13 protein-coding genes are annotated in these 21,122 nt (G+C 67.5%); 4 read left to right on the top strand and 9 right to left on the bottom strand.

Translation table 11 applies throughout. The annotated features are described in order from the left end of the window. Window positions 1-11 precede the first annotated feature (11 nt). The 6 genes from ACYVLP_RS21815 to ACYVLP_RS21840 all read right to left on the bottom strand — a co-directional run bounded on the left by ACYVLP_RS21815 (window position 12) and on the right by ACYVLP_RS21840 (window position 15,705). Entirely contained in the window at window positions 12-2,369 is a 2,358-nt protein-coding gene (locus tag ACYVLP_RS21815; RefSeq protein ID WP_460629404.1) for an arylsulfatase, read from the bottom strand. Between the two features lie 170 nt (window positions 2,370-2,539). Further along, entirely contained in the window at window positions 2,540-2,695 is a 156-nt protein-coding gene (locus tag ACYVLP_RS21820) for a hypothetical protein (RefSeq protein WP_452269152.1), read from the bottom strand. A gap of 1,283 nt (window positions 2,696-3,978) precedes the next feature. Next, entirely contained in the window at window positions 3,979-4,641 is a 663-nt protein-coding gene (locus tag ACYVLP_RS21825; RefSeq protein ID WP_460629405.1) for a hypothetical protein, read from the bottom strand. Between the two features lie 101 nt (window positions 4,642-4,742). After that, complete coding sequence (locus ACYVLP_RS21830; protein WP_460629406.1) at window positions 4,743-11,099, bottom strand: RHS repeat domain-containing protein; 6,357 nt, start codon at window positions 11,097-11,099, stop codon at window positions 4,743-4,745. A 131-nt stretch (window positions 11,100-11,230) separates the two neighbouring features. Next, the gene (locus ACYVLP_RS21835; RefSeq protein ID WP_460629407.1) at window positions 11,231-14,143 is read right to left on the bottom strand and encodes a hypothetical protein; all 2,913 of its coding nucleotides are present in this window, start codon (window positions 14,141-14,143) and stop codon (window positions 11,231-11,233) included. Window positions 14,144-14,649: 506 nt separating this feature from the next. After that, window positions 14,650-15,705, bottom strand: a complete 1,056-nt coding sequence (locus ACYVLP_RS21840; protein WP_460629408.1) for a zinc-dependent alcohol dehydrogenase family protein — start codon at window positions 15,703-15,705, stop codon at window positions 14,650-14,652. Window positions 15,706-15,897: 192 nt separating this feature from the next. Here ACYVLP_RS21840 and ACYVLP_RS21845 point away from each other — a divergent pair, with 192 nt between their 5' ends. From ACYVLP_RS21845 to ACYVLP_RS21855, 3 genes are read left to right on the top strand one after another with little or no spacing between them, the layout of a single operon-like run. Next, window positions 15,898-16,215 (top strand): ArsR/SmtB family transcription factor, encoded by a 318-nt coding sequence (locus tag ACYVLP_RS21845; protein ID WP_460629409.1) that lies wholly within the window; start codon window positions 15,898-15,900, stop codon window positions 16,213-16,215. After that, the gene (locus ACYVLP_RS21850; protein ID WP_460629410.1) at window positions 16,212-16,736 is read left to right on the top strand and encodes an SRPBCC domain-containing protein; all 525 of its coding nucleotides are present in this window, start codon (window positions 16,212-16,214) and stop codon (window positions 16,734-16,736) included. The genes ACYVLP_RS21845 and ACYVLP_RS21850 overlap by 4 nt, the downstream gene beginning before the upstream one ends. Then, entirely contained in the window at window positions 16,736-17,140 is a 405-nt protein-coding gene (locus ACYVLP_RS21855) for a VOC family protein (protein ID WP_460629411.1), read from the top strand. Before ACYVLP_RS21850 ends, ACYVLP_RS21855 begins: the two co-directional genes overlap by 1 nt. 12 nt (window positions 17,141-17,152) lie before the next feature. Here the strand turns inward: ACYVLP_RS21855 and ACYVLP_RS21860 are convergent, their stop codons facing one another. The 3 genes from ACYVLP_RS21860 to ACYVLP_RS21870 form a co-directional block, all read right to left on the bottom strand. Beyond that, window positions 17,153-17,455 carry a hypothetical protein gene (locus tag ACYVLP_RS21860; protein ID WP_460629412.1) on the bottom strand — a complete coding sequence of 101 codons (303 nt, stop codon included), beginning with the start codon at window positions 17,453-17,455 and terminating at the stop codon, window positions 17,153-17,155. 93 nt (window positions 17,456-17,548) lie between these two features. Further along, the gene (locus ACYVLP_RS21865; RefSeq protein ID WP_460629413.1) at window positions 17,549-18,430 is read right to left on the bottom strand and encodes a universal stress protein; all 882 of its coding nucleotides are present in this window, start codon (window positions 18,428-18,430) and stop codon (window positions 17,549-17,551) included. 175 nt (window positions 18,431-18,605) lie between these two features. Continuing rightward, window positions 18,606-19,295: a TetR/AcrR family transcriptional regulator gene (locus ACYVLP_RS21870; RefSeq protein WP_460629414.1), complete on the bottom strand. Its 690-nt coding sequence runs from the start codon at window positions 19,293-19,295 to the stop codon at window positions 18,606-18,608. Between the two features lie 181 nt (window positions 19,296-19,476). Here ACYVLP_RS21870 and ACYVLP_RS21875 point away from each other — a divergent pair, with 181 nt between their 5' ends. Then, the gene (locus ACYVLP_RS21875) at window positions 19,477-21,117 is read left to right on the top strand and encodes an amidohydrolase (RefSeq protein WP_460629415.1); all 1,641 of its coding nucleotides are present in this window, start codon (window positions 19,477-19,479) and stop codon (window positions 21,115-21,117) included. Window positions 21,118-21,122: the final 5 nt, after the last annotated feature.

A 21,122-nucleotide genomic window follows, 5' to 3' on the forward strand; every position in this document is an offset into this window, starting at 1 on the left:
GAAGACCCACGCTACTGCCGGGTCAACGCGATTCGCATCCGGTCTTCGGGGCTGATGAGGTGGTCTGGGTCCTCGGCGTTCTCGTCGACGTCGATCTGGACCCGGCGGACGCTGCCCGTGAAGATCCCGGTCCGAAGGTCATAGTCGTCGCTGACGGGGGTGGCGCTGTCGCTGCCGACGTCCATGGTCTCGTCGGCGGAGAAGACCATCGGGACCGTGGCCTCGACTCGGCCGCCGCCGGCACGCCGGCCGTCGACGAACAGGCCGACCGAGCCGCCCTTGCCCAGGCCGCCTCCGTCGTAAGCGAACTCGACGCGGAGCTGGTGCTTGCCCTCCGGGACGGGCTCCTCGCCGTAGACCTTGAACAGCCGAATGCCGAAAAGGTTGTAGCAGTAGGCGAGTACGCCCTCATGGAGGTATACGCTCCAGCCACCGAACGATCCTCCTTGGGCGACGACCACTCCCCTGGCTCCGTCGCCGGGGATCGTCACATCGGCCGTCACCGCGTGCGATCGGTTCTTGATGTTGAGGACGGAGTTCTCGGTGAGGCGGCCCATCCCCCCGAACAGCACCTGGCTCTTGCCGGCGATCAGGGAGGGACGGCCGGCCATGCCCGGGTCGAACCGTTCGACGCGGCGGTCGTCGAGCGGGAACACGTTGTACTTGGCGGCCTCGAGCAGGAACATCGACTGCAGCCGCGCGAGCTGGTCGGGGTGCTCGGCGGCCAGGTCGCGAGCCTGTGTCCAGTCGTCCGGACTGTAGAGCTCCCACTGGTCCTCGGCGAACGACGGCAGCGCCTCCATGATCCACGGGGTCGAGTGCCGCGTCACCGCGGTCCATCCCTCGTGGTAGATGCCGCGGTTGCAGAACATCTCGAAGTACTGCGTGCGGTGCCGGTCCTCTGCCCTCGCAGCGTCGAAGGTGTAGCCCATGCTGACCCCTTCGTAAGGGCGCTGCTGGATGCCGTGCACGAACGTCGGCTCAGGCAGACCGGCAGCCTCCAGGATGGTCGGAGCGACGTCGATGACGTGGTGGAACTGGTGCCGCAGCTCGCCCTTGGCCTCGATGCCTCGCGGCCAGTGGACGATCGTGCCGTTGCGGGTGCCGCCCCAGTGCGACGCGACCTGCTTGGTCCACTGGTACGGCGTGTCCATCGCGTGGGCCCAGCCGACCGCGTAGTGGTTGTATGCCGCTGGGGTGCCGAAGTCGTCGATCCGCGAGGCCATGAACTCGGTGGTCTGCAGCGCGTTGGCGCCGTTGAGGACGATGAGCTCGTTGAAGCACCCTTCGGGCGTGCCCTCCGCCGAGGCCCCGTTGTCGCCGACGATCGCATAGACGAGCGTGTCCTCGAGGACGCCGAGCTCGTCGATGGCGTCGATGAGCCGCCCGACGTGGTGGTCCGTGTGCTCGAGGAAGCCGGCATACACCTCCATCTGGCGGGCGAGCACCGGCTTGAGGTCGTCGGGCATGTCGTCCCATGCCGGGATCTCGTCCGGCCTGGCGGTGAGCTCCGCATCGGAAGGGACGACTCCGAGCTCCTTCTGCCGGCTCAGCGTCTGCTCGCGCAGGACGTCCCACCCGGCGTCGAACTCACCGCGGTAGCGGTCGGACCACTCGGTCGGGACATGGTGCGGAGCATGGGTCGCACCTGGTGCGTAGTAGACGAAGAACGGCCGGTCCGGCATGAGGGCCTTCTGCTGGCGCACCCAGTCGATGGCGTGGTCGGTCATGTCGTCCGTGAAGTGGTACCCCTCCTCCGGAGTGCGGTCTGGTTCGACCGGGACGGTGTCGCGGTAGATCGCCGGCGCGTACTGGTTGGTCTCGCCGCCGATGAACCCGTAGAAGTGCTCGAACCCGCCGCCACCGGAGGGCCAGTTGTCGAACGGGCCCATCGGGCTGGTCTGCCAGACGGGGACCTCATGGCACTTGCCGAACTGGGCGGTCGAGTAGCCGTTCAGCTTGAGCGTCTCCGCAAGCGGTGCGCAGTTCTTGGGGCGCAGCGAGTTGTATCCGGGCGCCGAGGTCGCGATCTCGGTGACGCCACCCATCCCGACCGTGTGGTGGTTCCGACCGGACAGCAGCGCCGCCCGTGTCGGCGAGCACAAGGCCGTCGTGTGAAAACGCGTGTACCGCAGGCCCGCCGCGGCCAGCCGGTCGAAGGTCGGGGTGCGGATCGGCCCGCCGAACGCGCTCGAGGCGCCGAAGCCACAGTCGTCGATGAGCACCACCAGCACGTTGGGAGCCCCCTGGGGCGGGTACATGGGCTCGATCGGCGGATAGGTCGCGGCCGGGTCCTTGGCATCGAGGACAGGCGGCGAGGTCACCTCGGGGTCAGGAATCGGCAAGGACGTACGGGGGAGGTCGGTCATGACGTGGCCTTTCGAGCGCTCTTGCGACCCACCTTGCGACCGCTGCCCGGCGAGGGGCATCACCCCTGGAAGGCGGTTCTGCAGCGGGACCCAGCGTCGCCGCGGCAGCCCGGACATCACCTACGGGCGACTCCTGGGGTGCGAAGGCTCTGGAACATTCACCTCGTTGGCTACCGATCCGGCGGCCGGCCGTCATGTGGCAGCACATAACACCAGATAACGTCAATGATCACACCAAGCACCGCGACGAATGAGACGATCGTCCACATGATCGAGTGACGTTGATCTACCCAGTGCGCCAAGGCGTACCCGGCGAACAGCAGCACTGCACCAGGGTAGATCACCCAGGAATGACTCCAAAGCCCGAAAATGGTTCTCGTGCGACTCGCAATTCCTGACGTCCCGCCGTTCGTTCTTGATGCACTCATCGATGATTCATATCCTCCAGATCAAAGCTCCACCGAACCATTCCGACCGCATCATCGAAACCGGAAACAGTTCGTGACCTTAGTCGCCGCCGGACTCCTCAACGGATATTGCCAGATATTGGTCTTCTGACGCTGCGTTTTCGAGCGAGCCCGTGCGTCCCGGCGTCACCCACACGACGGCTGGGCGCCCTTGCAACACCTTTACAGATATCACAGGGCTTCCCGTCCAGCTTATCTTGGCCCTGCATGCGTGAATTCCAGGGGAGACCGCCACGGATAAAGTCCCTCCACTGGAGATTCGACCGACATCGTGACCATCGACTTCGATTGTGTACTTTCTGATCATGTCCTGCCACGTCCGGTTACGTCGAAAGATCATCAATCCGACGCTGTCTTCCTCGTTGGCGCTGCTCACTCCTGGCCTCCGTTGGCTCAGCTAGACGCCGGGCCTTCCGCTGCTGCCGCGGCGATGGCTGGTCCCGCTCATGCGGCGGCACCGTCAATCGCGGACAGTACCACCACCCACAGAAAAGCGACGCCGATGAGACAGACAATCCCGCAAGGACCACTCCGATGTCACCACATCGCGTCGCGCCCTGGTTATCACACCACGAGGTGAGAGGACCAACTGTCCCAGCTTGAAGACGGCTAACGGCAGTGCCATAAGTGAAAGCAGACGGCGAGAACTCCCAATAAGAGCGCACGAAGCCTCCAACTTTCGGAATCTCTCGAGCCCGAGATCGCAACAAGCGTATGGCCAACGCATGCAAGAAGAACGTTCCAGCGCCGGTTCGCCATGTAAATCTCGGAACGAAGATCAGCTGGTGCCCGCCTCCATCGGCGGGTCCGACTTTGAATCCCGGCCATTCACAGACATCCCGCGTCAACATACCCGCCCAATCACGGCAACAGATCCGCAATCGGACCCGGGCTGATGGACGTGACGCCTAGCCATCGTGCCTCTGCCGCTGCGCCTCAACTTCAAGCTCTCGAGCCTTGCGTTCCTCCCGCGGCGACGGCTGCCCAACCGCCGGCACAGCCGAGCCGACCGCGGCACCTTCACGCGCGGCGGCCACAAGGCCGGGCGTCGCGCCTGCCATCCAGCCGGCGCCGGGCACGGCGAATGTCGTCGCGGCTGCCCAGTCTGCAGCCCAAACACTCGCGCTCGACGCGCCAGACCACTAGTGTCCACGCTCGTCAGCACGAGTGACGTGAAATGCCGGATCGGACAGGATCGCATCACGTAACTCTGAAGCTGACACGGTCAGAAACGAGGTTGAGACGCGCAGGTGGCGGTCATCTCGGCGACGAAACCTTGATTCGCGGTTATGCTCGGCCTCGAGATTCACATGCAGAACAACTTGGGCGCTTGCCGGTGTCGTCGCGGATATACCAACCGATGTGATGTCCCCCCACGCTGCCAGACGCCGCCGGAAGGGAAACGAGTCGTCATGCACCCCGTCATCGTCCATGCGGACCGTCAGCGTTTTGCTTCGCGCGACCAGGTAGCAGGCCCAGACGGCGCCGGCGGCACACACGGGAACGAAGATGCCGAACCAGCTCGAAACTTTGCCGGTGCTGACGAGCGCGGCACCCAATGTGGAAAGCCCAATCAGACCCACGACGGTTGAGACCAGCCTCTGCCGGTCACATCCGAAGGTGACTGAACCGCCGAGCTTCCGCGATGGAATCGAGCCCGGCGGGCGCGCCCCAACAAGCACGGCGAGGCCAATGTCGAGCATCGCGAGTATCAAGAATGTCGCGCTCAACGCCACAAGAGGCGCCTCGGGGAGGCGTTCGGCAATTCTCGGAGACAACGCCATTCCGGCCGTGATGAACATCATTCCGCCCGCGCCGAGACCCAAGGGGCTAATGCGTCCGATGAGGGATTCACGTCCGTGGGCCCAATAGTACGACTGCACAGGAGAGCCTGCCGCGCCACTCCCTAGATCGCTGGGACCCATGTATAATCCTCCGGATCAGTCGGCCCGACCACGAGAGAGTCGATAAACCCGTTTACCTTCTCGCCAACGGCGCTGCCGCCTACACCCCCAAAATATCCGCCAATCACGCCGAGCACTGGGCCGCAGATCAGATCGCCGATTCCTCCGCAGACGCCTCCCGCGCCTTCGCCGAGAGCGGCGCCGCCGGCCGTAAAGGCGGTGGTGAAGCCGCCGATCACCAACGCGTGTCGAAGCTTGGTGGTGTTGTCGATCTGCTCGGATGTCCCATCGTGCTCCGAGTCGTGCTGCCAACTATCAGCCGCAGCAAGTACTCCGCTAACTCCTAGTAAGCACTTCTTGGCGACGTCCAGGCCCGTGATGAGACCATCGCTCTTCTGCGAGCCGCGGAGAATCTCTGCAGCGGCTTCGTCCGTCTTTTCAATTCCCTTGGCGGACTGAGCGATGACGTAGTCGGTGGCGACGTGTGACGCTTCGCCGCCGCCATGGATGCGTTCGAATGTGCTCTCATGCGGTTCGGCGGGGCGCTCCACCCGGCGATCGGCCTGAAGGGTGCGCCCCCTGGCACGCAGGGCGAGCATCTCGTGCCGCTCCTGTTCGAACTCGTACCGGAACCCGTGGTGTGCCGCGGGCACGTACCGGTGCGACGTCGACGCGGCCTGGGTGTGGTGGACCGGCGGCGGGACATAGGAGGGGCCGAGATCGTCGGCGACGCGCATCAGGCCAGACGGGTCCCAATTGTCTACAGGGTTGCCTGAGGCGTAGCTGTAGGGGTTCCACCCGGAGGGGTCGTCGGGGTCCATGACCGGGTCGGTGGACAGGAACCGCCCGAGGCCGGGGTCGTAGTCCCGCGCCCCGATGTGGCTGAACCCGGTGGTGGGGTTGACCGGCTTGTCGATGAAGCCATGAGCATCAGGCCAGGTCCCTGTGGTGCCCGTCAGGCCGCCGGGCCCGCGGGTCTCCCCGAAGGGGTTGAGCCGGCGGACCCCGACGACCTGGTTGGCGTCGGTGATCGCGAGCTGGCCGGTGCCGTGCGGGTCGCAGGTCACGAAGGTCACGCTACCGGTGCCGGTCTGGTCGGCGATGGGTTGGCCTAGCCACGTGTAGTGGTGCACCAGGCTCGCGGTCGCGCTGGTGGTGGCGTACCGGATCTCGGTGGACCCGAACGGGCCCTGGTCCGCGTAGAGGGTGGCGCCGCCGGCGTCGCGGGCGATGAGCAGGTTGCCGTCCGCGTCGTACACGTTGGAGGTCGTACCCGTTGGCCCGCTCGTTCCGGTGAGCCGCTCGTGGGCGTCCCAGGTTAGGGTCGTCGTCGCGGAGCCGGTGCTGATGCTCTTCGCGTTCCCGGCCGCGTCCCACCCGTAGGTGGTGCTCGAGGAGGCTGCGCCCGTCGTGGACGCCTGGGACACGGTGTGGGGCTGGCGAGCCTGGGCCGCTGGGTAGGCGTAGCTGGTTGTCGTGGTATCGCCAGCTGTGGTGGTGCTGGTCTGGGTGGTGCGGTTCCCGGTGGCGTTGTCCCAGGTCCAGCTCTGCCAGTAGGGCGCGGGCCCGCCGAGCAGGCCGGCGGCCGGGGTCTGGGCGCACCCGCCGCTGCCGGGTGTCCAGGCAAGAGTTAGATGGCCCAGCGGGTCGTAGCCGAAGCACTGGGTGTCTGACGTGGTTCCCGCTCCCGGGTCGGTCGGGCTGTCCACGACCGACGTGAGCTTTCCGGCGTCGTCGCGGGTGAAGCTCTCGTTCTCGAGGTAGCCGGTCCCCTTGTCGCGGGTGACCTGCCGGTTGAGCAGACGCCGGGTGCCGTCCTCATAGCTGTATGCCGTGTAGATGCTGGACGTGGCCACGCCCTCGGTCAGCAGCCCGACCTCTCCGTAGGCGGAGTAAGACGTCCCGGCGACAAGGCCGCTGGAGCCTCCGTTGAGGCTGTACGGGTGGCCCAAGGAGTCATAGCCAGGGCCCTGGCCCACGGCCGCGACTCCGGCGATGGTGGGCTGCACGTACGTCCGTACGCCCCCGTCGAGGTTGTACGTCTCCGTGGTGGTGTAGGTGCCGGACAGTCCGGTCTCGGAGCCGGGGATGCTCAGGTTGGTGCCGGTGGGCTGATAGAGGTTGTTGTAGCCGGTGACGGCACGGGTGTATGCGTTGCCGGCCGCGTCGTAGGTGGTGGACGAGGTCAGCTGGCCTTTCACGATGGTGTCGTACAGCCAGGAGGCGGTCTTGGGGCCCGCGCTGCTGCCGGTGTGTTCTTCGATCTTGCGGCCGAGCGGGTCATAGACGAACGCGAGCGTGGATCCTGTGCTGTCGGTCGTAGTGGCGATGGTGCCGTCATCGTTGTAGCTGGTGGCGCTCGTCCCGGCGTCCGGGTCGGTGCTGGTCGTTCGGCGTCCCATGAGGTCGTATCCGCGGGTCCAGGAGTTGCCCGCGGGGTCAGTCATTGCGGTGGGGTTGCCGTTGGCGTCGTAGGCGTAGGTCGTGTCTTGGTATGCGCCGGCGGTTCCCGAGGTGGTGGTGTACTGCCGACGAGTGATGACCTGGTCGCGGGAGTCTGTCACCGTGGCGGTCGCGGTGCCTCCGGAGGGTGGGGTGACCGTCGTGGTCGGGCCGTCGTATGCCGTGACGGTCGGGTAGTAGTGGTACGTGCCGATCCCGGCGCGCATGGTGGACGTGAGCTGGCGGCTGTCGCCGTCGTACGTGAAGTCGGTTCTGGCGGGCAGGGCGCCGTTGTCGGCATTGACCAGCCCCGTGCCGGGTGCTCCGGTGGCCTTCACGGGTCCGAGCGTGCTAGCGGTGAGTCCTCGGGAGTCGTACAGCGTCTGGGTGACGATCCTGGTGCCTGTGGTGAGGTCGGCGGCAGGTGTCTGGGTCTCGACCGGGCGCAGCATCCCGTCGTAGTACCCGTATGCCGTGGTGTACGTGCCGTTGTTACGCAGCTCACCGGCGGAGACGAGGCTCGGGGCCGTGGCGTTGCCGAGGGTGTAGCCGAAGGTGCGGCTGGCTGTGGCGGTGGTCGCGCGGCCGGGGAGCCAGACGCCGGTGAGGCGCCCCATCGCGTCGTACGTGGTGGTGGTCACCTTGTTGTTCGGGTCGGTGACCGTCAGCGGCAGCCCTCGGTTGACGTCGAAGGTGGTCGTCGTCGCCTGGGGCGTGGTGGTCCCTGCTCCGGTGGTCACGGTCTGCGAGGACGTGAGACCGGCCGTGTTCTGCGTGTCGCTGGTCGTTGTCTGGTGCCCTACGGCGTCGGTCACACTGGTGACCCTGCCGTAGGTGCTCTCATAGGTCGTCGTCGCGGTGGTGACGTAGTTCGGCGTCGTGCCGGAGTAGCTCTTGAGCGTGAGGACCTTGGTCGGGTCGCCCTTCGTCAGGGCCGGGTTCGCGGTCCAGGTGGCTGCTCCGTCGTAGAGGGTCTCGCTTCCGGAGACGACATCCCCCGGGATGGCTGGGGTTGCGGCACAGCCGACCTTGACCCTCTGCACGCTGGTGCTGGCGGTGTGGATCCAGTGGGTGGTGTCGTTGGCATAGGTGGTGCGCACACAGGTCGTGCCGGCGTCGCTGGTGGCCGATTCTTGGGTGACTGGCATGCCGTAGGTGTCGTAAGTGCTCGTGTCGTCGCGCTGGAGGTAGGTGCCGTCGTTGCGGATGGTCCGGCTTGAACGGGTTCCCGTTGAGCGGATCCTGGCTTGGCGGGTGCCGTCGTCAGCGGTGATGGCTCCTAGCACGGGGGTCTGCAGCTCCTCCGTGACGGGGTTTGACAGGGTCGAGCCGGTGACGTTGCCGGCGCTGTCGAAGCTCGCAGTGACGGTTGCGAACGCGCGGGTCTCGCGGTGGACGCCGTTGTCCAGATCGCCGTCGGTGATGCTGCCGCCTCGGGAGTCGGTGACGGTGGCGGTGCGCTTGGTGGCGCAGGCGGAGTCCATGCAGTCGCCGTCCATGCCGCGCATGTAGGTGTCCTCGGTGGCCGACAGGGTGCTGCCTGGCGCGCCGGTGATGGTCCGCACTGTGCTGTAACCGCGGAACTGGCCCCAGGTGCGCTGCTTGGCTGGGACCAGGTCGTCACGGTCGAAGTGCCAGGCGGCACCGCCGAGATACTGGTACGAGGTGACGAGGTCGGGTTGTCCGCCGACGGCGTCGCTGGTGTCGACTCGGGACACGAGGTACTTGTGGAACCAGTTGAGGGTGGGGCTGGTCGCGCCGGGGATGACGTACTGGACGGGGAAGCAGCGTCGGGTGTTGTTGTTGGCGGCCGCGTTGGCAGGCCTGTCCGTGGCGGTGCAGTCGATCGGGGTGTAGCCGATGCTGACGGTGCCGCCCAGGCCGTTCGTGATCGCCGAGAGGCGGAAGCGGTTGATCGGGGGTGCCCCGTCGCCGACGGCGTCGACCCGGTTCGGGGTGGCCGGGGTGGTCTGGAGTGCCACGGTGGGCGCAATGATGGTCCCGCCGTCCTTGGCCGTCTGAACGAGTGAGTCGGGCCACAGGACCTTCGAGGTGCCGTCGCCGGGGTCCTTGAAGCTTTGGTTCAGCGCCCAGGAGTCGACCGGCGTGTATGCCGGTGGCGTCGCTCCGTTGGATACGTCGGCGTCGAGGCTGGTGAGGCGGGTGTCGGTGAAGAAGGTGGGCGAGTACTTGTTGACGCACCCGCCGGTGGAGGGCGTAGCCACTGTGCCCAGGCTGGCGGTGCAGACCTGGTCCGTCGGGATGTCGGGCCAGTTGCTCATCTTGCCGGTCGTGTCGCACGTCAGCGTGGAGGTGCTGATGCAACGGCTGGTGCCGTTGAAGACGACCTCGGCGGCGGCCGGTTTGGTGGCGTTGTCAGTGCGTAGGCCGTACTCGACGCGCAGCAGGTGGCCGCCTCGGGTGTAGGAGACGACGGTGTGGTTGAGGTTCTCGCCGTACTCGTTGGTCTCCTTCTTGTAGTAGAAGTTCATGGCATTGCCGTGGATGTCGACGACTGAGTCGAGGTTCCATCGCCAGATCGTGCTGGCGCAGGCGGATCCGGCGAAGTTGCCTGCGACGTAGCAGGGCTCACCGCTCTGGTTGCCGAAGACCGGAACGGTCCAGGCGCTGTTGGTCGCGGTCGTGCCGACGGCGGGTGTGCCTTTTCCAAACGTGTAGACCGTGCCGTCGGTGGTGGTGAGCGTCCAGTACTCCGTCGGGGATCCGAGTGTGCCGTAATGGGTGATTCTGGAGGCGTCGTCCTCGAAGATCCGCCATGCCGCGGAGGTCTTGTCCTTGACCATTGGCCCGGAGTGGCCGGCGAGGCTGATAGTTGCGTTGTCGCTCTTCCAGCACAGGTCCCCGGTCTTGGTGGTGGTGTTGGAGCCGGTCATGTCGTCGGCGCAGCCGATGAAGCGTCGCTCGATGTATCCGCCTGGGGCGAGGTCGAACCCGTCGCCGACCCAGGATGGCTGGTTGTTTGCTGCGGCGACTCGCCCGTCAATGGACCCGGAGTCGTACCTGATCTCGACGGTGGGTGAGAGGCTGCCTGGGACGGGCGGGACGGGCATGGGGTAGGTCCAGGTGAAGGATCCGTCCTTCCCGCCGGCCTGCCAGGAGGACGCCGGTGCCAGTGGCGTCGCGGCATACGTGCCGGTGGAACCTGCTGGCGCTGCGGTGGCAGCGACCATCATCGTCTGCTCGACCGCGGGTGCTGTAGTCCCCGTCGACGTCAGTGCAGTCGCCGACCCGGCGCCGCTCGCCCCGCCGGCCGAGCTCGCAGAGGTGCTATCGGCGTGAAGCCTCGCAGAGAGGTGTCCGTGGCCGTCGCTGGTAGTGGGCAGGTCGGTCCGGCCGGAGCAGGTTGGGCTGACGGAACGGACACCGCTGTTGGCGTGAGCACAGCCGGTGAGCTGGACCAGGTGGGCGCGTGCGAGCCAGTCACCGCCGGATCCGGCGGCTATCGCCTTCACGTCGAGCGTGGCCGTCATGGGCGCGTGGTCCGCGCTGGAGATGCCGACGAGCATGGCACGGTCACCCAGCCCGAGGGCGGAAGGTGTCGCCGAGTCGAACACGTGGACATGGACACTGGCGGACGAGGTGGAGGTGCGCGCGAGCCGAACCGGGGTCCCCGCGACGGCTACCGTCCCTCGCGCAGGGACGGTGATGGTCGCGTCCGCGGCCGCTGATGGTTGCAGGTCGGGCACCACTCCTGCGGACGGCGGCGTCGGCGGAGAGGCTTGATGCTTGGGCGCGATCGACGTGAGATCGACTGCACGGTCTTGGTGGGCGGTGAGCCGGATCGGGCTCCCCGCGGGCCGGGCGTCGGCAATGGTGGCGAAGCAGGTCTGGGCGGCAAGGATCGCGACTGCTGCCGCAGTAATGCCTGCGAGGCGATGTGACGGGTGAGTCCGCATGGGGCACCTCCGGTTGGCGAGTCCACCCGCGGAGCGGGCGGGACATCAGGCGAGAAGGGCGTGGGTTGACGCGTGGGGTGGCGGCCCTGTCGCGGGCCGGGATCCTTGACGAGGGACTCCGCTGAGCGGGGTCAGGTGCAGGGGCTCGAGGTGCCGGTGGTGAAGGGCGGTACCGCGCTGAGCCACTGATTGAGCTGCGTTGACGCGGTGGCGCTGTTCGGCGAGACGAAACCGCCGCGGAACTGGCGTACCTCGTCCATCGCGCCGCTCCAGCCCGTGCCGAGGGCGCTCACTCCGAGACGCAGCGGTCCGGCCACAGCCTGGGGCGTGAACAGGTCCTGCTGGGCCCACGTCCCTTGGCTGACTACGGCGCCCGGTGTGGTGTAGCCGTCGTCGTCCACGAGAACCAGCTCAATGAGCCGATCCGCAGGGTCGACGGTCACGGCGAGCTCGTACCAGTCGCTGTCGTTCACCGGCGTGGTCACATCCATCACCGACACACTGGTGAATGTCTTGCCGGTGCCAGTCACCGTGGCCGAGAACCGAGGCTCTCCGGTTGTCGGATCGGCCTTCAGCTGTACGGCGACAGCGGGCGTGGTGGCTCCCGCCATGCTGAGGATGTCCCGGGGCCCACCGGCTGCCAGCTTCAGGTTGTTCGGGTCCGTCCGGTCGATCATCGATGGATCCAGGTGCACCCACGCTGTGGTGGTGGAGCCGACGCTCTGGGTTGTGCTCGTACCGTTCGCAACGGGCGACGTCCCCGTCGTGCTCACTGTGGCGGTGCCGCCGACCTCGACGGCCATGTCGCCGGGCATAGCCTGGTTCTTGTGGCCCGGCACGGCAGTGACGCCAGTCCCCCACGTCATGGGTGACGCGGCGGGGCCAACCCCGGTCGGGATGCATGTCGGGTCGACGGCGGACGGGCCGGTGGCCTCGTCCATCGACCACCGCGCGGGGTTCAGTCCGTCGGTCCACAACGGGAACTGGGTGAGGCCGGACTGGTTGCCGGCCTTGTCGTAGGCCCACACGCGCAGCAGGTTCGGACCGGACGCGGCCAAGGTGATCGACTTGGACTGGGAGATCCCACCCGTGGTCGCTGTTGAGCTGGGCAGCCACTCAGCGTTCGGGGTGTCACTGTTGACGGACCACCGGTACTTGACCGTGTCATTCGGGTTGACTGCGCCGGGAGCGAACGTGAACGACAACGGGGTACCGGCCGCGACGGTCACCGATGACCCGTCAGCAGGCGGGGCCGTGGGAGTCCCGCCGAGATCGAGAGTCACGGCCGGTGCCGACGGCGCAGAGGTGTCGATCGTGAAGTAGCAGGTCCCTGCTGTTGGGCTCGTGTAGCGGCCGTCCGACGAATATGCCTGCCAGTGGTATGCGCCGGGCGCGAGGGTGAACGATGTCTGGAAGGTCCCTTGGGCGTGTGGTCCGACGGACTTGGTCGTGGCCGATCCTGAGGCGGGATACATGGCAAAGGTCCCGGTCAGCTGGTCCAGCGTGCTGGTGGCGGGGTTCGGGTCGGTCATGCTCGCCTGGACCGTGACTGTGGTCGTGGGGACTACCGCTGGTGCGGTCGATGAAGAGCATCCTCCGGGTCCCGACAGGTTCGTTGGTGTGTTCGGCGGGAAGTCGTAGTCCACGCTGAGGATGGCGGCCGACTTGAACCTTTTCCATTCCAGGTCGTTGGTCTCGCTCGGTGCCTTGAGTCCGAAGTAGCCGACGCCTGCTTTGGCCGTGGCCAGGTTCGCGACCGCAGTTGTGGCGGTGAACTCTGCAGTCGTGTCGTTGGGGCTCTGGTTGCTCGAGGTCGGGCAGCCGGCCCGGCCGTACGAGTAGGAGCGGGTGTCCTGTCGGCTCGTCCAGGATGGTTGGGCGTTCCACGTCGGCGCCGTCCCGAAGGACCCGATCTGCCACAGCTCGAGGGGCTCCGCTGTACAGGTGGACGCGTAGGTCTCCACGTCCGAGAATGTCGCCGTCTTGACCTTGGCGCCTGCGATCTTCGCCAGCGAGAACTTGAACAGCAGCCGCTTGGTCGAGACGCCGGAGAAGTCTTGGTAGCCGACGCCCTGGTCGGTGTCGCTCCAGTTGTAGTAGGAGGTAGTCGGCCAGCTCTTGTCCACCATCGCGTGAGCCGACTGGGACGATCTGTAGGTGTCCGGGTCGATGACAACCGGGTACTGGGTCGAGTCCCCCCGCAGGAGAGCCAGATTCGGCGCTATGGTCATCGCGGATGACGTCACGGCCAGGGCGACGCCGCTTGCGTGGTCGCCCGCCACGGGCTGCTGCAGCCTCGTCGAGGCGCCCGCTCCATCGACCGAGGGCGCGTTCGGGCCGCTACCGAGCAGCGCCCCGGAGGCGTCCCACATCAACGGGCTTCCGCCCTGCATGACAAGGCTTCCGGAGTCGCTGCGGACCTCGAACCCGCCCTGTGCCGTTCGCGCGAGCCAGCCGCCGGTCGTGTGGACGCCGAGAGCGATGTGTTCCAGCTGGGTTTGCGCCGCGCCACGCGCTGACTTGACGACCAATGCCTCGCCGAACCCGTCCGCATGGGCTACCAGTCGCAGGTCCACGTCCGTGAACACGTCCGGGTAGGTGACGGTGTCACCCGCGACCAATGGCACGGGCAGGGTGCCGGGCCAGGACCAGGCCATCGTCGTTCCACCTCGCGAGAACGACACGAGCGGCGTCGAGCTGCCGCCACCGGAGAACGACATCAGCGAGGTAGCGGCGACCGGGGACCAGGTCCCGTCCGGCTGCTGCATGAGGGTCGTGTCGACCGGCACCCATGTTGAGCCGGAACGCACACGCACCGGTTCCGAGGCCACCTTCAGGGTGAAGGACCCATCCGGGTTCGCGAACCGCTGCTCGGTCTCCGATGTCTCCGCACTCACCTCCACGGCAACGCCAGAGGACCGGGCCTGCTCCGCGGCTGCGTCTGCTCCGAGGACGGCCGGTGCCCCGGGAGTGGCTGCCGCGGAGGTGGCCTCGGCCTTGACCACCGCGCCTGGAAGACAGGCCCCAAGTGCGAAAGCCGCCATCACCGAACAGAACCGACGCGCACGTCCCGAGCGCTTGTAAGAACCCCTCGCCTGCGACACATCACACCCCTGTGAACTCGTGACCCACGCACACGCCACTCCGACATGGCGCTTCGAACGCGAACCGTCCTCGAAGTTGCGCGCCGCGTCAATCACCCGGAGATGTCCCGTTTCCAAAAGATGGGCAGTTTCTCGGAGTCACTGGTAGTCATCGGTGGCGTGACTGAAAGTCGTTGTGCACCAACCGAACTGGATCCGCGTTGCTTGACCTAGAACGGGAATAGCCGGTCCCAGGACCATCTCGGCGTCGCCGGAATCGTTATAGGTTCTTTATGGAGTTCCCAGCCAAAACTCATGACTCACCCTACTATTTGGCAGCCGTACTTTACTGCCTCGTGAATGTAGGAGTGCTACGGATGCACTCGTGCCCGAGCCGGGAAGTCGGCTCGGGCGCGCGAGCGAGGTGGGCGGCATACGTTGTCGGTGGACTCAGCCGCGCGGACTGGTCACTCCGTGCTGATGACCACCTTGAGCGCGTGCTGCTCTGCGGCATTCGCGAAGGTGTCGTAGGCCTCGAGCATCTGGTCGAACGTGAACCGGTGCGTCACGAACTTGCCCGGGTCGATCTCGCCCTTGGTGATCTGCTCGAGAAGGTCGGGCGCCGTCGTGGCGTTGACGAGACCGGTGGTGATGGTGATGTTGTTGATCCAGTCGCGCTCGATGGGGAACGAGACGGGCGCACCGTGGACGCCGACGTTCGCGACGCGCCCGCCGGGACGGATCGAGTCGAGCGCCGTGCCGAACGTCGCAGGCAGGCCGACGGCCTCGATGGCAACGTCGACGCCGAGCCCGTCACGGCTCAGGCGCTTGAGCTCGCCGACCACGTCTGGTGTCGTCGTGATGTCGATGGTCTCCGTCGCGCCGAAGTCCTTCGACTGCGCAAGCCGGTACGCGTTGCCATCGACCGCAATGATCCGCGATGCACCTTGCGGGGTCGCGGTCATGATCGCGGCGAGGCCGACCGGGCCGGCGCCGATGACGGCGACGACATCGCCCTGCTTGACCGCGCCGCTGAGCACGCCGATCTCGTATCCGGTCGGCAGGATGTCGCTGAGCATCGCACCCTGCTCGGCTGTGACTCCCTCCGGGAGCGAGATGAGGCCGTTGTCGGCGAACGGGACCCGGACCAGCTCGGCCTGGGTGCCGTCGATGAGGTGGCCGAAGATCCAGCCGATGCCGCCAAGCGTCTGGCAGTGCGACGTCAGCCCCGACCGGCAGTACTCGCAGGTCCCGCACTTGCTGATGCACGAGACGATGACCCGGTCGCCGACCTTGGTCGTCGTGCACTCAGGACCGACCTCGGTCACGACGCCCACACCTTCGTGGCCGAGGATCCGACCGTCGGTCACGGCGGGGACATCACCCTTGAGGATGTGCAGGTCCGTGCCGCAGATGGTCGTCGTCTCCATGCGGACGATGGCGTCCGTCGGGTCCTTGATGGTCGGGTCAGGTACGTCCTCCCAGGCCTTCTGACCGGGTCCGTGGTAGACGAGCGCTTTCATGGGACAACCCTCCTGGTCGTGGGGGGCGCGGTCCGGTCCCGATGGCCGAACCGTCAGCCCTCGAGACGATGCTCGTGTTCGCCACGGCCCATGCCAACGGACGAAAGTCCCGAGGGATGCGCGGCGAGATGAGAGCGTCATCCGTCGCGGCGTACCCTTGCGGTTACGTAACTGATTGGGTACGTTATGGGAATGGACGCGGTATTGCAGGCTCTGGCAGATCACAGCCGCCGCACGGTGCTGGAGATCCTGAGGGACCACGCGGCGACGGCCGGCGAGCTGGCCGATGCACTGCCGATCGCCCGTCCGGGCGTGTCCCGTCACCTGCGGGTGCTGCGGGAGGCCGGGCTGGTCGACGTACGCCAGGAGGCGCAGCGACGGATCTACAGCCTGCGGCCCGAGGCGCTGATCGAGGTCGACGAGTGGCTGGAGGGGTACCGCGCGCTGTGGGAGCACCGGCTCGATGCGCTGCACACCGAGATCGCACGAGGAAAGAAGGCGAGGAGATGAGAACCATCGGAACCATGCGGGCACTCGACGACACCCGCGGAGCGGTGCGCGTCGAGGACGTCTACGACACCGACATCGAAGACCTGTGGCAGGCGTGCACCAGCCCGGAGCGGCTCGCGCGCTGGATGGCCCACGTCTCCGGCGACCTGCGCGAAGGTGGGACGGTCCATGCCGTCTTCACCAGCACGTGGAGCGGCCCCGCCAGGATCGAGGTCTGCGACGCCCCCCACCATCTGCTGCTCACGTCCGAGCCAGGCACGGACGACGAGGGCCAGGTCGAGGCCTGGCTCACCGCAGAGGGTCGGCAGACCAGGCTCGTGGTCGAGGAGCGCGGCCTGCCGCTCAGCGCCCTGCGCTTCCACGGGGCCGGCTGGCAGGCCCACCTGGAGGACCTCGGACGATCGCTTGCGATCGACGGGCCGGTACATGCCGGCGGCTGGTCAGAGCAGACCCCGGCAGCAGGCTGGCACGCGCGCTGGACCGAGCTCACTCCTGCGTACCTGGACCCGGCGACCCAATGATGTCCGACCTCATCACGCTGGACGGGACCACGGTCAACGCACCCGATGCGCTCGCGCTGGCGCAGTTCTATGCCGAGATCACCGGCGGCGTCGCGACGGGCACCTCGCACCGGGCAGCAGTCACCGGCCCGAACGGGTGCATCGCCTTCCAGCAGGTCGAGGACTTCCGGCCCCCGCAGTGGCCCGGAAACGACGTCCCGATGCAGATGCATCTCGACTTCTTCGTCGAGGACCTCGAGGCGACCGGCGCGCGAGTCGTCGCCGCCGGGGCCAGGCTGCTCGACTTCCAGCCCAACGCGGATCACTGCTTCGTGTATGCCGACCCGGCTGGACACCCGTTCTGCCTGTCGACCTGGAGCGGGCAGGGACTCGTCCGCGGCGCCGGCGGCGCGGACGCCGGCTAGGCCGCTTCGGGATCAGGGCAGATGCCGGTCGAGGCGGCGCAGCAGCGGTCCGACCACCGGCTTCTCGTGCCAGTGGTGCTCCATCACGAAGCCGCGGACGGAGTCGACCGTCCGAGCGAAGCGTGCCGACATCGACGGTGGTCCCTGGCCGGCCCCGGATCGTGACCGGCGCAGCAGCCACCTCGCACAGTCGGCGCAGACCCCGACCTCCGGGTGCTGGCCCAGCCGGGTCAGCTCGGACTCCTCAAAGGTGCCGCCACAGCACCAGCACTCGGGACGACCGATTCCTGCTTCCTGCTGCGCCGCGGAGCTCACCCCTACAGTGTGCGTCGCGAGCCCGCCAATCGGCGGCTTGCAGGGCCGGTCACGCAAGCCGGCCGGCATGCCTCAGCCGCCCGGACGGCATACTCAGGCTTCAGGAAGGTCGACGACGGCCACCGGCCGGTCGGCGTCGTGGAGAACCTGCCGGCTCACCGAGCCGAGCAGGGCCCGGCGGACCAGGCCCTTGCCGTGCGTGCCGACGACGATCAGCTGCGCGTCGTCGGCATGGCTCAGGATCGCCTCTGGGGCAAGGCCCTCCACCGCGACACGCTCGACCTCAACCGACGCGGTGCCGCCCTGCGCGTCGCGAAGCGCCCGCGTGATGGTTTCCTCCACCTCCGCCTCCACGCCGGCGCGCAACCGCTCGATGAGCTCCGGGTCGGCCGGAAACGCCTGGTGCATGACGTCGTACGCGGCGACGGCCCTCACGCCAGTCCCACACACAGCCGCCTCGGCGATGGCGTAGCGCAGAGCGTTCGTCCCGAACGGCGAGTCGTCGAGGCCGACGACGACCGGGCCAGTCGTCGGGAGCTCCCCCTCCCCCACGACGACGACCGGGCACCTCGCCTGGACAGTCAGCCGGTTGCTCACCGAACCCAGCAGGGCACTCGCGGCACTGCCCAGACCGCGCCGGCCCACGACGACCATGACGGCATCCTCGGAAGCCGCCACCAGCGTGGGGGCCGGATGGCCCAGCGTCGATCTCAGGGTGCAGGTCACAGCGGGCGCCAGCGCGTGCACGCGCGCTGCCGCGGCCTCGAGCACCTCCTCGGAGAACTGCACGAACCACTCGGCGGGCTGGCTGGATGCCATCCCGTGGTAGCCGAAGAAGTCGAGATCGGGAGTGAGGCTGTACGCGTGGACGAGCTCGAGCTGCTCACTCCCGAGGCGCGCGCGGGCCACAGCCCACTCGAGCGCCCGGCCGCTCTGAGGCGAGCCGTCGATGCCGACGACGATCCGATCGGTCATGAGAACCCTTCCCGCGAGCCAACGTCTCCGACCCTAGCCCCGCGACTCAGCCGCTGCGACCGCACGCGGCGTGCCGCTCGCACGCGAGCCGAAAGAGCCGGGACTCATGGAACCCCACCGCGCAACCTGATCGCCAGCCCACGGCGGCGGGCAGACGTGTCCCAGCGTGTGCGACCTACGGATGTCCGGCTGACCCCCGGTCAACCGTGCGCTCGGCGGCGTCGAGGATGACGTCGAGTCCCATGGCGTACACGTCGTCGTCACGCAGCGAGCTCAGCTCGGCCCGCACTCGGGCGACATGCGGGTGGACGCTGGGGTCGATGGGGGCGAGGTCGCCGAGCCAGGTCGCGGTGACGTCGCTGCTGCCCGGTGAACCGGCCAGCCGATGTGCGGCCTTCGTGCTTGCCACTCCGAGCACATAGTTCGACAGGACTGCGTAGAAGTGCACGGCCTCGCTCGCGGGCAGGCCGGCTTTCGTCAGAAGGGACAGGAGGATCTCGACGCAGCACATCTCGCCCGGGCCGCCTGTGGTGAGGGTGTGCGCCTCGACACCGATGGAGGGATGCGACGCGCATGCGTCCCAGGTCAGCCGCGCGAGCGCGTAGGCCTGGTCACGCCACGGGAGAGTCCGGTCGACCGCCTCGCAGACCTCGGACAGGAGCTGGTCGAAGGTCGCGCGGACGAGCTCCTCCTTGTCGCGGAAGTGCCGGTAGACCGCGGTGTGGTCCGCGTCGAGGGCCGAGCCCAGGGCACGGAAGGTGATCTGGCCGCCTTCTGCCGCAATGCCTCTCGTCGCCTCGAGGATCGACTCGCGGTTCAGCTGTGCGCGTCGTCGACCAACCCGCTGGACGCGCTCCACACTCATCTGGGTCTCCCGCTCGAAGTTCGCCCACCGGTCGGGCGTCGCCCGGTCGGGCGTTCGCCGATCCTGACAGATCCGGCGGCACCGACCATCCAACCTCGATGTAAACAACGTAGTCAACACTGTTGACTGCATTGTCCGACGCCACCTACTCTCGCCGCAACACCGAGTGAGAGAGGTCCTGATGGGTCCCTACGCAGATGTCGTGTTCGTCAACGGATCCCTGTTCACCGCGGGTTTTGCACACTCTCGCCCTGGGGCACTCGCCGTCACGGATGACCGGATCGTCGCCGTGGGCGACGACGCGGCCGAGCTCATCGGCACTGACACCGAGGTCGTCGACCTCGCCGGCGGGCTGCTCGTGCCCGGCTTCCAGGACGCCCACGTTCATCCCGTCATGGCCGGCGTGGACCTGCTGCGCTGCGAGCTCCACGGCACCCGTTCCGCGCAGGAGTGCGCGGACCGCATCGCCGAGTATGCCGCGGCTCACCCTGGGCGAGAGTGGATCACCGGCGGCGGGTGGTCCATGGAGTTCTTCGCCGGTGGCACTCCGACGCGCCAGCTGCTCGACGCCGTCGTGCCGGACCGTCCCGTCTTCCTCACCAACCGCGACGGGCACGGCGCCTGGGTCAACACGGCTGCCCTCGTCCGCGCGGGAATCGACGCCAGGACCCCCGACCCCGCAGACGGCCGGATCGAACGCGAGCAGGACGGGACCCCGAGCGGGACCCTGCACGAAGGCGCGATGGCACTCGTGACCAACCACACGGGCCCAGTCGGGTTCGACGACCAGTACGCGGGCCTCCTCGCCGCTCAGGACGTCCTGTTCAGCCACGGCATCACCTCGTGGCAGGACGCAGCGGTCGGCGACGTATTCGGCCTCGGCGACGTCTTCGAGGTGTATGTGAAGGCAGCCGAGTCCGGCGAGCTCAAGGGCAGGGTCGTCGGCGCCCTGTGGTGGGACCGCGCCCGCGGCATCGAACAGGTCGAGGAGCTGGTCGACCTGAGAGCTCGAGGCACGGTCGGTCGCTTCCGCCCCCGCTCGGTCAAGATGATGCTCGACGGGGTCGCCGAGAACTTCACAGCGGCCATGACGGAGCAGTACCTCGACGGCTGCGGGTGCGCCTCCGGAAACAGCGGCCTCTCCTTCATCGATCCGATCTCCTTGCGGGAGTTCGTGACCCGTCTCGATGCGGAGGGGTTCCAGGTGCACTTCCACGCGCTGGGCGACCGCGCGGTCCGCGAGGGACTGGACGCGCTGGAGGCGTCGCGCCGCGCGAACGGCCCCAGCGACAACCGGCACCACCTCGCCCACCTGCAGGTCGTCCACCCTGACGACATCGAGCGCTTCGCCCGGCTCGACGCGACGGCGAACATCCAGTCCCTCTGGGCCTGCCACGAGCCCCAGATGGACGAGCTCACCATCCCGTTCCTCGGCGAGCGCCGCTCCTCCTGGCAGTACCCGTTCGGCGACCTTGTCGCGGCGGGCAGCTCCGTCGCGGCGGGCAGTGACTGGCCGGTCAGCAGCCCGGACCCGATGGCGGCCATCCACGTTGCCGTCAACAGGACGTACCCGAACGCCATCCACCCGCGTCCCTTCCACCCCCGCAACCGCATCACGCTGGCCGAGGCACTCACGGCATACACGTTCGGATCGGCCCGCATCAACCATCACGAGGACGAGACGGGACAGCTCCGCGTGGGCACCCTGGCCGATCTGGCGGTTCTGGACCGCGACCCGTTCGCGGGTCGGCCCGAGGAGATCGCCGAGACGCAGGTCACTCGCACCTACGTCGGCGGCGAGCTCGTGTATGCCGCCGGGTGACGCGA

This window comes from Intrasporangium mesophilum, assembly GCF_054783095.1.